Source organism: Duganella caerulea (assembly GCF_040362985.1).
GTDB classification, from domain to species: Bacteria; Pseudomonadota; Gammaproteobacteria; order Burkholderiales; family Burkholderiaceae_D; genus Rugamonas; species Rugamonas vulcania.
Genome location: NZ_BPWJ01000018.1, coordinates 25073 through 39063 on the forward strand (window position 1 = coordinate 25073; position 13991 = coordinate 39063).

General features: G+C 68.6%; 10 protein-coding genes. All 10 read left to right on the plus strand.

Features of this window, described 5'->3' with window-relative positions; all coding sequences use genetic code 11:
* Nucleotides 1-14: 14 nt before the first annotated feature.
* The 10 genes from ACUJB0_RS30445 to ACUJB0_RS30490 all read left to right on the plus strand — a co-directional run bounded on the left by ACUJB0_RS30445 (nt 15) and on the right by ACUJB0_RS30490 (nt 13991).
* Nucleotides 15-1121, plus strand: coding sequence for a DegT/DnrJ/EryC1/StrS family aminotransferase (locus ACUJB0_RS30445; protein ID WP_444848537.1), 1107 nt, complete (start codon nt 15-17; stop codon nt 1119-1121).
* Nucleotides 1122-1158: 37 nt separating this feature from the next.
* Entirely contained in the window at nt 1159-1899 is a 741-nt protein-coding gene (locus ACUJB0_RS30450; protein ID WP_444848538.1) for an acyltransferase, read from the plus strand.
* Complete coding sequence (locus ACUJB0_RS30455; RefSeq protein WP_444848539.1) at nt 1896-5072, plus strand: O-linked N-acetylglucosamine transferase family protein; 3177 nt, start codon at nt 1896-1898, stop codon at nt 5070-5072. The genes ACUJB0_RS30450 and ACUJB0_RS30455 overlap by 4 nt, the downstream gene beginning before the upstream one ends.
* 4 nt (nt 5073-5076) lie before the next feature.
* On the plus strand, nt 5077-6174 hold the full coding sequence (locus ACUJB0_RS30460; protein ID WP_444848540.1) for a hypothetical protein: 1098 nt from the start codon (nt 5077-5079) through the stop codon (nt 6172-6174).
* A gap of 27 nt (nt 6175-6201) precedes the next feature.
* Nucleotides 6202-9291: an O-linked N-acetylglucosamine transferase family protein gene (locus ACUJB0_RS30465; protein WP_444848541.1), complete on the plus strand. Its 3090-nt coding sequence runs from the start codon at nt 6202-6204 to the stop codon at nt 9289-9291.
* Between the two features lie 119 nt (nt 9292-9410).
* The gene (rfbF, locus tag ACUJB0_RS30470) at nt 9411-10184 is read left to right on the plus strand and encodes a glucose-1-phosphate cytidylyltransferase (protein ID WP_444848542.1); all 774 of its coding nucleotides are present in this window, start codon (nt 9411-9413) and stop codon (nt 10182-10184) included.
* Complete coding sequence (gene rfbG, locus ACUJB0_RS30475) at nt 10181-11257, plus strand: CDP-glucose 4,6-dehydratase (RefSeq protein WP_444848556.1); 1077 nt, start codon at nt 10181-10183, stop codon at nt 11255-11257. Before rfbF ends, rfbG begins: the two co-directional genes overlap by 4 nt.
* 10 nt (nt 11258-11267) lie before the next feature.
* A complete protein-coding gene (gene rfbH / locus ACUJB0_RS30480) occupies nt 11268-12593 on the plus strand; it encodes a lipopolysaccharide biosynthesis protein RfbH (RefSeq protein WP_444848543.1) in 1326 nt (441 codons plus the stop codon).
* A 7-nt stretch (nt 12594-12600) separates the two neighbouring features.
* Nucleotides 12601-13218, plus strand: a complete 618-nt coding sequence (locus tag ACUJB0_RS30485; protein ID WP_444848544.1) for a class I SAM-dependent methyltransferase — start codon at nt 12601-12603, stop codon at nt 13216-13218.
* Nucleotides 13215-13991 carry a hypothetical protein gene (locus tag ACUJB0_RS30490; RefSeq protein ID WP_444848545.1) on the plus strand — a complete coding sequence of 259 codons (777 nt, stop codon included), beginning with the start codon at nt 13215-13217 and terminating at the stop codon, nt 13989-13991. The genes ACUJB0_RS30485 and ACUJB0_RS30490 overlap by 4 nt, the downstream gene beginning before the upstream one ends.

Sequence of the window (13991 nt, forward strand, 5' to 3'; positions counted from 1 at the left end):
AAGCGAGTTTTGCCATGAGCGTTCCCTTCCTCGACCTGAAAGCCATCAACCTGTCGCAAGCCGACGAACTGGAAGCCGCGTTCAAGCGCGTGCTGCATTCCGGCTGGTACATCCTGGGCGGCGAGACCAGCGCCTTCGAGGCCAGCTTCGCGGCCTACTGCAAGAGCAAGCACGGCATCGGCGTCGCCAACGGCCTGGACGCGATCTTCATGATCCTCAAGGCCTACGGCATCGGCCCCGGCGACGAGGTGATCGTGCCGTCCAACACCTTCATCGCCACCTGGCTGGCGGTCAGCGACTGCGGCGCCACGCCGGTGCCGGTTGAGCCAACCGCCGACGGCTTCAACATCGACCCTGCCCGCGTGGAAGCGGCCATCACGCCGCGCACCAAGGCCATCATGCCGGTCCACCTGTACGGCCAGACCGCCGACATGGATCCGCTGCTGGCACTGGCCGCCAAGCACGGCCTGAAGGTGATCGAGGACGCGGCCCAGGCCCACGGCGCGCTGTACCGCGGCCGCGTGGCCGGCCAGTTGGGCGACGCCGCGGCCTTCAGCTTCTATCCGGGCAAGAACCTGGGCGCGCTGGGCGACGGCGGCGCCGTCACCACCAGCGACGACGCGCTGGCCGACAAGATCCGCACCCTGCGCAACTACGGTTCCAAGGTCAAGTACTACAACGAGGTGCCGGGCTATAACTCGCGCCTGGACGAGGTGCAGTCGGCGCTGCTGAGCGTCAAGCTGCCCAAGCTGGACGGCGACAACGCCAAGCGCCGCGCCATCGCCGCGATCTACCAGCGCGAGCTGGCCGGCATCCCCGGCCTGGCGCTGCCGCACGTGCCGGAATGGGCCGAGCCGGTGTGGCACGTCTACGTGGTCCGCCACGCCGCGCGCGACGCGCTGGCCAAGGCGCTGGCCGAACAGGGCATCGGCACCATCGTCCACTATCCGGTGCCGCCGCACCTGCAGCCGGCCTACGCCCACCTGGGCTACAAGCCGGGCGACTTCCCGCTGGCCGAGGCCATCCACAAGGAAGTACTGAGCCTGCCGATGGGGCCGACCATGAGCGAGGCCGACGCGCTGACCGTCTGCGCCGCCGTCCGCCAGGCGCTGTCCAAATAAAAAAACAATAGAAGTCCAACAACAGGAGGAGACCAGCATGATACATCCCAGCGCATCCGTTTCACCGCAAGCCATCCTGGGCGCCAACGTCAGCATCGGCGCGTTCACCATCGTCCATGAGAACGTGCACATCGGCGACAACACGGTGATCGACAGCTTCTGCGAAATCGGCTATCCCAGCCCGCTGGCCGAGGGCCTGCCGCTGGTGATCGGCGCCGATTCGCGGATCCGCTCGCACTCCATCCTGTACGCCGGCTCGACCTTCGGCGCGCGCTTCATCACCGGCCACCGCGTCACCGTGCGCGAGAAGACCACCGCCGGTTTGAATTTCCAGCTCGGCACGCTGAGCGACATCCAGGGCGATTGCAGCATCGGCGACTACGTGCGCTTCCACTCCAACGTCCACATCGGCAAGATGTCCAAGGTCGGCAACTTCGTCTGGATCTTCCCCTACGTGGTGCTGACCAACGACCCGCATCCGCCAAGCGACGTGCTGCTCGGCTGCGAGATCGGCGACTACGCGGCGGTGGCCACCATGAGCGTGGTGCTGCCCGGCGTCAAGGTCGGCAGCGGCGCGCTGGTGGCCGCGCACAGCATGGTCGGACGCGACGTGGCGCCGGACACGGTGGCCGGCGGCAGCCCGTCGAAGTACATCTGCGACACCAGCAAGATCAAGCTCAAGGACGGCACCGACCGCCCGGCCTACCCGTGGACCACGCACTTCCGCCGCGGCTATCCCGGCGACATCACCGCCGGCTGGGACGCGGCGCAACCATGAGCGTGGCCGGCGCGCCCTACGTCCAATGGCTGAAACAGGCGGGACGGGGCAACATGACCATCCCGCAGCTGTTCGACGCAGCCGCCGCGCTGCAAAAGCAGGGCCAGCCGCAGCAGGCGATCGCGCTGTACCGTTGCTGGATCGAGCACGGCGCCCGCCAGCCGCTGTTGTACGCCGCCTGGTTCAACCTGGGCGCGCTGCTGGCCGCCGACTCCGACGACGCCGGCGCCGAGGCGGCCTACCGCAAGTGCATCGCGCTGCAGCCGCGCTTTGTCGAAGGCCGGCTCAATCTCGGCACCTTGCTGGAACGCCAGGGCCAGCCGGAGGAAGCGCTCGCCATGTGGCGCACCATCCTCGGCCCGGCCGTCAAGCTGGACCAGAAAGCCCAGCGCACGCAATACCTGCAAACCCTGAACAACCTGGGCCGCCTGCTGGAGATCCGGAAGCAATACCCGGAAGCGGAGGCCATGCTGGCGCAAAGCCTGACGGTGGAGCCGGACCAGCCGCACGTGATGACGCACTGGGTCCACCTGCGCCAGAAGCAGTGCCACTGGCCGACCTGGAGCGGCCTGCCGCACATCAGCCGCCGCCAGATGGAAGACGGCGCCTCCGCGCTGGCGATGCTCAGCCTGACCGACGACCCGGCGCTGCAAGCGGCCGCCGCCGCCCGCTTCGTGGCCGAGAAGCTCGACACCACGGTGCCGTCGCTGACCGGCCCGGCCGGACAGGGCTCCCGCTACGGCCATGAGCGGCTGCGGGTCGGCTACCTGTCGTCCGACCTGTGCTCGCACGCGGTCTCCATCCTCACCGCCGAGCTGTACGGCCTGCACGACCGCAGCCAGTTCGAGGTCTACGCCTTCAGCTGGAGCCGCGAGGACGGCTCGCCGCTGCGCGCGCGCGTGGTGGCCGGCATGGACCATTACATTCCGATTCACGCGCTGAGCGACGAGCAGGCCGCGCGCCTGATCCGCAGCCACGAGATCGACATCCTGGTCGACCTGCACGGCCTGACCTCCGGCGCGCGCCCGCAGATCCTGGCCTACCGTCCGGCGCCGGTGCAGATGACGTGGCTGGGCTTCCCCGGCAGCACCGGCCTGCCCGGCGTCGACTACGTGATCGCCGACGAATTCCTGATCACGCCGGAGATGACCAAGGACTTCACCGAGCAACCGCTGTACCTGCCGGACACCTTCCAGATCAACGACCGCCAGCGCCTGATCGGCAACAAGCCGACCCGCGCCAGCGTCAAGCTGCCGGAGGACGCGTTTGTCTTCTGCTCGTTCAACAACAGCTACAAGCTCAAGCCGGAACTGTTCGCGCACTGGATGAACATCCTGCGCCGCGTGCCGGGCAGCGTGCTGTGGCTGGTGGCCGACACGCCGCTGGTGGCCGAAAACCTCAAGCGCCACGCCACCGAAGCCGGCATCGCTGCCGAGCGGCTGATTTTCGCCGAACGCGCGCTGCCGGCCGACTACCTGGCGCGCTACCAGCTGGCCGACCTGTTCCTGGACACCTACCCGTTCAACGCCGGCACCACCGCGAGCGACGCCTTGTGGGCGGGCCTGCCGCTGCTGACCTGCGCCGGGCCGACCTTCGCCTCGCGCATGGCGGGCAGCCTGCTGCGCGCGGTGGACCTGCCGCAGCTGATCACCTACAGCTTCACCGACTACGAAGAAAAAGCGGTGGCGCTGGCCAACGACCCGGCCACGATCGCCGCCATGAAGCGCCAGCTGGTCGACAACCGCCTGAGCAGCGCGCTGTTCGACACGCCGCGCCTGGTGCGCAACCTGGAAGCGGCCATGCGGCGCGTGGCCCTGCCCGCAGGCGCGGCAACCGCAGCAGCAACCCACACGACGAAAGCCCCCATGAATATCGACCAGATTCCGATGATCGCCGTGTCCTACAACGCGCCCGACCTGATCGCCTCGCTGCTGGGCACCTTCCGCCAGTTCTACCCGCACAATCCGGTCACCATCATCGACGGCTCCACGCCGGAGATCGCCGCGCAGATCGCGCCGATCGCCGCCCAGTATGAGGGCGTGCGCTTCATCCCGTTCGGCTACAACATCCACCACGGCCCCGGCATGGCGTGGGCCATCGAGAACCTGGAGCTGTCCGGCCAGGTGCTGTTCCTCGACTCCGACGTCGAGATCCTCAAGCGCGGCTTCCTCGAATCGCTGGCGGAGAACCTGGAGCCGCACATGTACGGCGTCGGCAACGTCACGCCGGTCAACGCCGACGGCCAGCCCTACGGCGAGGGCAGCATGCCCTACCTGCACCCGGCCTGCATGCTGACCAACATCGAGGTGGTGCGCCAATGGCCGCTGCCGGTCAAGCACGGCGCGCCGATGTTGCCATCGATGGTGGCGATGGCGCAGGCCGGCCAGAGCGACCGACTGATGCGCAACATCGCCTGGGTCAACAACGATTTCAGCGACCAGCCGGCGCAGCGCATCTTCATCCGCCACGACTGGCAGGGCACGGTGCGCCGCACCGGGGGCTACCACTACGACAAGCCGGCCGCCACCGTGCAGATCAACCAGCAGCTGCTGGACTTCGCGCCGGCCGCGGTCAAGGTGGTGCAGCTGGGTTGCGGCGACGGCGCCTTCGCCAAGGCCTACAAGCAGCGCCACCCGCTGTGCAACTACACCGGCATCGAGCGCGACGCCATCGCCGCCGAGCAGGCGCGCGCGCACTGCGATTTCGTCTACAGCCAGGACATCGAGACCGCGGACCCGCAGCGCGAGCGCCAGGTGGCGCAGGCCGACCTGTGGGTGCTGGACGGCGCGCTGGAGCGCGTGCGCGATCCGCTGGCCGTGCTCAAGTCGATCCGCGCCAGCATGGCGCCGGGCGGCACGCTGGCGCTGTCGGTGCGCAACCTGCAGCACTGGAGCGTGCAGGTGCGCCTGAACATGGGCGACTTCCGCTACCGCGCGGACGGCGTCATGCAGCCGGACGAGCTGCACGGCTTCACGCGCGGCTCGCTGCTGGAGCTGCTGGACCAGGCCGGCTTCCGCATGAGCGGCGGCCTGCCGGTGATCTTCAACGAGCCGGGCCGCGAGGCCTTCCTGCCCATCCTGCGCCAGCTGGCCCAGGCCAGCGGCAGCGATCCCGAGCTGGCCGCGCAGGACGCGATGGCGCAACGCTACCTCATCACCGCCGTGCCGGCCTGACGCCATGAGAGTGCTCATCATCGGCGGCTCCAACTCGCTGCTCAAGGACGGCTACGTCACCCACCTGGCGCACTCGCTGCAGGGCTACACCGAGCCCGACATCGTGCAGATCTCGGTCGGCGCCACCACCTCGCTGTCGGCCATCGGCCGGCTGTACGAGACCTACGACGGCAAGCCGGTGGACGTGGTGCTGTACGAGTACTCGATCAACGACACCGGCCACTTCGCGCCGCGCCCCGGCGGCGCCGACTCCTGGCTGTTCTGCTTCCACCTGCTGCTCAAGGCCGCCGCCCAGCTGTACCCGACGGCGCATTTCGTGCCGCTGGTGCTGGCGCAGCAGCAGCACTTCTCGTCGGCCGCGCCGCATCCGATCTACGACGCCCAACTGCGCGCCTTCGAGCAGCTGGCCCTGCCGGTGATCGACGTGCGCGCCGCGCTGTCGTCGCTGTTCCTGGGCCGCGCGCCGGCCTGGCTGTACCGCGACCCGGCCCACTACGACACGCCGCACGCCACCTCCATCGTCGGCGCCATCGTCGCGCAGCGCCTGCTGACGCTGGCCGCGCAGCACGCCGAGCCGCTGTCGGTCACGGCGGCGCGGCTGCAGGCGGTGTCGCCGTTCGCCAGGCTGAGCGCGATGTACCTGCCCGGCCGCAACCTGCAGCAGTTCACCACCGGCCCGGTGCAGCCCGGCCACACCGGCAACCGCCTGATGCAGCTGGACTACCTGCGCATGCTGCCCGGCAGCCGGCTGGAGCTGAACAGCGAAATGTTCCCGCTGGCGCTGTTCCTGAAATCCGATCCGCACCACGACGCGCTGCAACTGGAGCTGAGCAGCACCGACGGCCTGGCCTTCAACGCCCGCGTGGCCACGCGCCACGCCGATACCGAGACGCTGCCCTTCGTCTACTCCAGTATCCCGCTGCCGCTGCTGTGGAGCCACAGCCTGCTGCGTCCGTACGGCGCCAGCCGGCTGACGGTGTCGGTGCCGGAGCAGGCCGGCGGCGCGCAGACCGGCTTCGATTGCTACGCCCCCGGCCTGCCGGGCGCGCCTGAGCGCTACCTCGACCTGGTCGGCGTGCTGATGCTGGCCGAGCAGCACTGACGCCACCTCACCCGACCGGAGCCGCCCATGTCCCAGCAACTGCAAAAGGCGATGGCGGCCGGTAACCTGGCCGAGGCGGGCACGCTGGCGCTGGCTTTGGCGCGGCTGGGCGAGCTGGCCATCATCGACCTGATCGGCCTGGCCGGCCTGCTGACCGCGCAGGGCAGGACCGAGCAAACCATCTCGCTGTACCAACTGTGGCTGGAGCATTGCGACTCGCCGCTGGAATACGTGGCCTGGTACAACCTGGCCGTGGTGCAGCTGCAGGCCGGCGACGAGGCCGGCGCCGAGCGCGGCTACCGGCAATCGCTGCGGCTGCGTCCCGGCTTCACCGAGAGCCAGCTGGGACTTGGCGCGCTGCTGGAGCGCCAGCGCCAGCCGGAAGCGGCGCTGGCGCAGTGGCGCGCCGCGCTGGACGACCTCGACACCGCGGCGGCCGCGTCGCCGGTGCTGCAGATCCGCTTGTACAACAACATCGGCCGGCTGGCCGAGGCGCAGGGCGCTCTGCCGCAGGCCGAGCAGGCGCTGCTGCACAGCCTGCAACTGGACCCGCGCCAGCCGCTGATCGCGCCGCAGTGGCTGAACCTGCGCCAGAAGCTGTGCGCGTGGCCGGTGTACGGCTTCGTGCCCGGCCTGAGCGAAAGCGCGCTGCGCCACGCCACCTCGGCGCTGGCGATGCTGGATCTGAGCGACGATCCGGCGCGCCAGCTGGCTGCCGCGCAGCGCGAGGTGCGCGCCACGCTGCCGCCGGCGCCCACACCGTTGGCCGACAGCGAAGGCTATGGCCACCGCAAGCTGCGCATCGGCTATTTGTCGTGCGGCTTCGGCGCACATGCAGTGGGACGGATGGTGGCCGAGGTGCTCGAGCTGCACGATCGCGGCCTGGTGGAAGTCTACGGCTTCTGCTGGAGCCCCGAGGACGGCTCGGCGCTGCGCCAGCGCCTGCTGCGCGGCATGGACCTGCACGTGCCGATCGCCACGCTGAGCGACGCCGAGGCCGCGCAGGCGATCCGCTCGCACGAGATCGACATCCTGGTCGACCTGCACGGCCGGCTGCCGGGCGCGCGGCCGGGGATTTTGCAGCACCGCGCCGCGCCGGTGCAGATCGCCTGGCTGGGCCAGCCCGGCACCAGCGCCATGGCCGCCATCGACTACGTGCTGGCCGACGCCGTCACCCTGCCGCCGGCACTGGCGCCGCACTACACCGAACAGCCGCTGTACCTGCCGCACTGCTTCCAACCGCAGGACCGCCGGCGCCCCCTGCCCGCGCTGGCGCCGCCATCCCGGCCTGCACTGTCGCGGCAAGCAGCGCTGTCCTGTTCCACGTCGCTTTCACCACCAGCGCCGTCGTCCCGATCCGCAGCGCCCTCCTGGTCTGCCTCGCTTCCCTCGCCCGCGCCATCGTCCCGGTCCGCAGCATCCTCCGGGCCTGCGTCGCCCGCGACGCGCAAGGCCGCGCTGGCCGCGCCCGCGCCGTCCGCCCGCGCCACCTGGGGCCTGCCGGAGCCCGGCTTCGTCTACTGCTGCTTCAGCGCGCCCGAGCACATCACGCCGGAGCGCTTCGCCACCTGGATGCGCATCCTGCATCAAGTGCCGGACAGCGTGCTGTGGCTGCAATCGTCCAGCGAAGCGGTGCGCGACAACCTGCGCGTGGCGGCCATGCAGCGCGGCGTCCCCAGCGAGCGCCTGTGCTTCGCCGAGCCGGACCAGCAAGCAGCGCGCTACCTGGCCGCCGACCTGTTCCTCGACACCGCGCCGCACGCGTCGGGCGACATCGCCGGCGACGTGCTGTGGGCCGGCCTGCCGCTGCTGACCAGCACCGGCCGGGGCAGCGCCAGCCGCACCAGCGCCAGCCTGCTGCTCGCCGCCGGGCTGCCCGAGCTGGTCACGGCCAGCGAGCAAAAATACGAAGCGCGCGCGGTGCGCCTGGCCGATCGCCCCAAGGAGCTGGCGCGGCTGCGCAACCGCCTGCGCAAGCACCGCGACAGCGCGCCGCTGTTCGACACGCCACAACTGGTGGCCGACCTGGAACGGCTGTACCTGCGCGTCGCCAAAGGCATGCGGCCCGCCGTCCCCGCCAACGCACGGCAGTCCGCCGCGCCGTCCGATGCGCCGGCCGCCGGCCAGCCCGGCAACGGCCACGACAGCGACATCAGCGGCAGCCAACGCGACAGCGGCCGCGCTCCATCCCTCGCTCGCGGCAATGGCAGCACCGAACCGCTGGTCAGCATCCTGATCCCCGCCGACGATCCGCTATCGCTGGAACCCACCCTGCTCAGCGCACTGGCCCAAACCTACGCCCACTGCGAAATCATCGTCAGCGACAGCAGCCCAAGCGGCGCCTGCCTTGCGCTGCTCAAGCCCCACCTGAAAGCCCACCGCCGCCTGCGCTACGCCCCCGCGCCCGGCCTGTCGCCGCTGGACAACCTGAACCACTGCCTGGCCCTGGCGCTGGGCGCCTACATCGCCGTGGCCCCGGCCGGCGACACGCTGGCGCCGGATAAGATCGCCGTCATGCTGCCCTACTTCCTCGACCATCCGCAGGTCAGCCTGGTGGCCTGCTGGCGCCAGCCGCGCGCGCCGGACGGCCAGGCGCTGCCGGCGGCGCCGCTGTTCGCCGACGAAATCGCCGTCAGCGGCGGCTCGCTGTCCGAGCTGCTGCTGAACGGCGACAGCGGCGCGGCCGCCGCCGTGTGCGCGCCGGGTGCGCTGCTGTACAAGCGCGCCGGCATCGGGCCGGCCTTCGGTCACTATCATGAACGTCCCTACTTCGACCGCGCCGACGTCGCCACCGCATTGACCGCACTGGCCGGCGGCGACTACGTCTACCTGCCAAAACCACTGTCGAGCTACCGCGCCGCGCCCGCCACGCCGCCCACGCCGCTGGCCCAACTGGAGGCCGGCATCGAGGCGCTGGAGCTGCTGTTCCAGGCCCGCACGCACGGCCACCGCTTCGAGCCGCCGGAACGCTTCCGCCAACTGTTGTCGGCCCGTCTTTCCGAATTGAACACGCTCGTTGCCACCCAGTACACGCCACTGGCCGCCGACGCCGCGCACCGGCTCGACGCGCTGCAACGGGCCCTGAGAATTGGCTATCAATTCCTGCTGTCGCCATAAGTGTGGTAAATCGCCATCGCCCGGTCTGTGGCACCAAACGGCCCCTGCTTTTCGTTTAAAATAGCCCGGGCGCAATAGACAATATGGTCTGCGTCAACTCATAACAATCCGGGGATAGCATGAAAGCAGTCATACTGGCTGGTGGACTGGGCACGCGGCTCAGCGAAGAGACCACGGTCAAGCCGAAACCGATGGTGGAAATCGGCGGCAAGCCTATCCTGTGGCACATCCTGAAGAGCTATTCCAGCCACGGCATCAACGACTTCGTGATCTGCTGCGGCTACCGCGGCTACGTGATCAAGGAATTCTTCGCCAACTACTTCCTGCACACGTCGGACGTCACCTTCGACCTGCAACAGAACAGCATGGAAGTGCACGAGCGCCACGCCGAACCATGGCGCGTCACGCTGATCGACACCGGCGCCGACACGCTGACCGGCGGCCGCCTCAAGCGCGTGCGCAAGCACCTTGAAAACGAGGAGGCGTTCTGCTTCACCTACGGCGACGGCGTGGCCGACATCGACATCACCGCCTCGATCGCCTTCCACAAGCAGCACGGCAAGCTGGCCACCATGACGGCGGTGCAGCCGCCCGGCCGCTTCGGCGCGGTCGAGATCGACGGCCAGCGCATCGTCAGCTTCATGGAAAAACCGCAGGGCGACGGCGCCTGGATCAACGGCGGCTACTTCGTGCTCTCGCCCAAGGTGATCGACTACGTCAGCGACGACATGACCATCTGGGAAAAAGAACCGATGGAAAACCTGGCCAAGGATGGCCAGATGGACGCCTACCGCCACCACGGCTTCTGGCAGCCAATGGACACGCTGCGCGACAAGATCCACCTGGAAGACCTGTGGGAAAGCGGCAAGGCGCCGTGGAAGCGATGGCCATGACGCCCGATTTCTGGCGCGGCAAGCGTGTATTCCTGACCGGGCACACCGGTTTCAAGGGGAGCTGGCTGAGCCTGTGGTTGCAGCAACTGGGCGCGCACGTCACCGGCTTCGCGCTCGAAGCGCCGAGCAAGCCCAGCCTGTTCGAGACGGCCCAGGTGGCCCACGGCATGACCTCCATCATCGGCGACATCCGCGACGGCGCGGCGCTGCGCGAGGCGATGCTGAAGGCGCGTCCTGAAATCGTCATCCACATGGCGGCGCAGGCGCTGGTGCGCCATTCCTACGCCCATCCGGTGGAGACCTACTCCACCAACGTCATGGGCCTGGTGAATTTCTTCGAAGCGGTGCGCAACACGCCGGGCGTCAAGGCGGTGGTCAACGTCACCAGCGACAAGTGCTACGAGAACAAGGAATGGGCCTGGGGCTACCGCGAGAACGAAGCCTTCGGCGGCTACGACCCGTACAGCAACAGCAAGGCCTGCGCCGAGCTGGTGACGGCCGGCTACCGCTCGTCCTTCTTCAATCCTGAAAAATACGCCGAGCACGGCGTGGCGCTGGCCTCGGGCCGCGCCGGCAACGTGATCGGCGGCGGCGACTGGGCCGAGGACCGCCTGATCCCGGACATGGTCCGCGCCATCGCCGCCGGCACGCCGGTGCGCATCCGCAGCCCGCATGCGATCCGCCCGTGGCAGCACGTGCTCGAGCCGCTGTCGGGCTACCTGACGCTGGCCGAACACCTGTACCAGCAAGGCGCGGCGTTCGCCGAGGGCTTCAACTTCGGCCCGCACGACATCGACGCCCGCCCGGTCGCGTGGATCATCTCGCGCCTGTGCGAGAGCTGGGGCCAGGGCGCCTCGTGGGAACTGGACAGCGCGCCGCAGCCGCACGAGGCGCACTACCTCAAGCTGGACTGCTCCAAGGCCCGCGCGCGCCTGCGCTGGCAGCCGCGCTGGCACCTGGGCCACACCATCGACATGATCGTGGCCTGGCACCAGGCGCACGCCCGGGGCGAGGACATGCGCGCGCTGACGCTGGCGCAGATCGACACCTATCAAAACACCGCACATATCTAAGGCAGCAATCATGAGTGAAGCACAAAGCAAAGAACAACTCCGCGAACAGATCATCAAGCTGGTGGGCGAATACGGCGCGCTGGCCAGCGTGCCCAAGGCCTTCGAACCCGGCGTGACGGTGATCCCGCCGGCCGGCAAGGTGGTGGGCGCGCCGGAGATGGAACTGATGGTCGAGGCCTCGCTGGACGCCTGGCTGACCACCGGCCGCTTCAACGACCAGTTCGAGGCCAAGCTGGCCAAGCTGATCGGCGTGGACTTCCTGATCACCGTGAACTCCGGCTCGTCGGCCAACCTGGTCGCGTTCAACACGCTGACCTCGCCCAAGCTGGGCGCGCGCGCAATCCAGCAGGGCGACGAGGTGATCGGCGTGGCGGCCGGCTTCCCGACCACCGTCAACCCGATCATCCAGTTCGGCGCGGTGCCGGTGTTCGTGGACGTGGAGCTGGGCACCTACAACATCGACGTCACCAAGCTGGAGGCGGCGATCTCGCCCAAGACCAAGGCCATCATGCTGGCCCACACGCTGGGCAACCCGTACAACCTGGACGTCATCACGGCGATCTGCAAGAAACACAACCTTTGGCTGATCGAGGACTGCTGCGACGCGCTCGGCTCCACCTACCACGGCAAGATGGTCGGCACCTTCGGCGACATCGGCACCATGTCGTTCTACCCGGCGCACCACATCACGATGGGCGAAGGCGGCGCGGTGTTCACCAACAATCCCGAGCTGAAGATGATCGCCGAATCGTTCCGCGACTGGGGCCGCGACTGCTACTGCGCGCCGGGCAAGGACAACACCTGCGGCAAGCGCTTCTGCCAGTGCCTGGGCACGCTGCCGGCTGGCTACGACCACAAGTACACCTACAGCCACCTGGGCTACAACCTGAAGATCACCGACATGCAGGCCGCCTGCGGCCTGGCGCAGATCGACCGCGCGCCCGGCTTCATCCAGGCCCGCAAGGACAACTTCGCCTACCTGACCGAGCGCCTGCAGTCGTGCACCGACTTCCTGATCCTGCCGCAGGCCACCGAGCATTCCGACCCGTCGTGGTTCGGTTTCCCGATGACGCTCAAACCCGAGGCCAACGTCTCGCGCGTCGACCTGCTGACCTACCTGGACCAGCACAAGATCGGCACCCGCCTGCTGTTCGCCGGCAACCTGACGCGCCAGCCGTACATGATCGGCCGCAACTACCGCGTCTCGGGCGAGCTGACCAACACCGACCGCGTGATGAACGACACCTTCTGGATCGGCGTGTTCCCCGGCCTGACCCGCGAGATGCTGGACTACGCGGTCGACCGCCTGGAGACCTTCTTCGGCGTGAACTTCTGAGGCCGCTATGAGTCTAGCGGAGGCCGCAACGGCCCACATCGCGCCGCTGTCCAACCTGCTGCCGCCCAACGCCCGCCTGCTGGTGCAGGCCGGCGCCGGCGACGGCGCGCTGGCGCGCCATTACCACGCCCTCTATCCGGCCTCGTCCCTGCTGGTGGTCGACGCCGACGCGGCCGGCGCCCAGCGGGCGCGCGCGTATGCCGAACGCATCTACCAGGCCGACCTCGACACCGCCGGCCAGGGCTTCTACCAGCAGCTCACCTGGGCCGACGGCTGGATCTTCGACACCACGCTTGAACAATTCGCGCAGCCGGCACGGGTGCTGGCGCAGCTGCGCCAGGTGATCCAGTATGACGCCTGCGTGGTGGCCCGCATCGCCAACGGCGCCCACTGGCAAGCGCCGGAGCAGCCGGCGCGCCACCAGCTGGAGATCGGCGCCATGGTGGCGCTGTTCGAGGACAACGGCTTTCGCGTCGTCAACGGCATCCTGCTCAATCCGGGCCCGGTGCCGGCCGACGTGGAAACCGCGCTGCGCCTGCAAGCCCTGCGGACCGGCGTCGCGCCCGAACTGCTGATGGAGGCGGTGCAACCGTCCCACTACCTGATCAAAGCCATGCCGGCATGAGCACCATGAACGACACCCTGCACTACTATTGCATCGCCCACGCGCCGTTCGCCTGGAAGATGCCGGACTTCATGACCATGGTCGGTTCCGGCGACTACGTGCCGGAGCGCGGCCTGGCCATGAGCGAGCTGCTGACGCCGGAAAAGGCGCTGGCCAACCGCTACCTGGGCGAATACCTGGCGCTGTTTGAAATCCGCCGCCGCCTGATCGCGGAGAAGGCCACCGGCTTCGTCGGCTTTTGCCACTACCGCCGCTTCGCGCTGACCGAGCCGATCGGTGTGCTGACCGGCTTCAACTACCACGCCCACCCGGACATGCTGGCCAAGGTCAAGCCCGAGCATTTCTACGGCGACGGCAAGACGCCGATCGTGCCGATCTCGGTCACCTTCGCCGGCACCGTGCTGCAGCAATACGAGGCCAACGGCGTGGCGCGCGACATGCTGATGTTCTTCGGCGACGCCATCGATTGCGGCGTGATCACCAACCTGGAGGCGGCCAACTTCCTCTGCAACCCGTCGTTCATCACCGCGCCCACCGTGGCATACATCCCGGTGCAGTGGTTCGTCGAGATCGTGCACGACCTGGAGCTGGTGATGTCGCGCTACTACCGCCACCACTACGCGCAACGGCCCGGCTACGCCGACCGCAGCATGGCTTTCTGCTGCGAGCGCCTGCAAGCCTTCCTGCTGTCCAAACGCATCGCCGAATGGGGCGCCGACAAGGTGATCTCGCGCGCGCTGGTGCGGCTGGACGCCGCCTACCCCAACACCTGA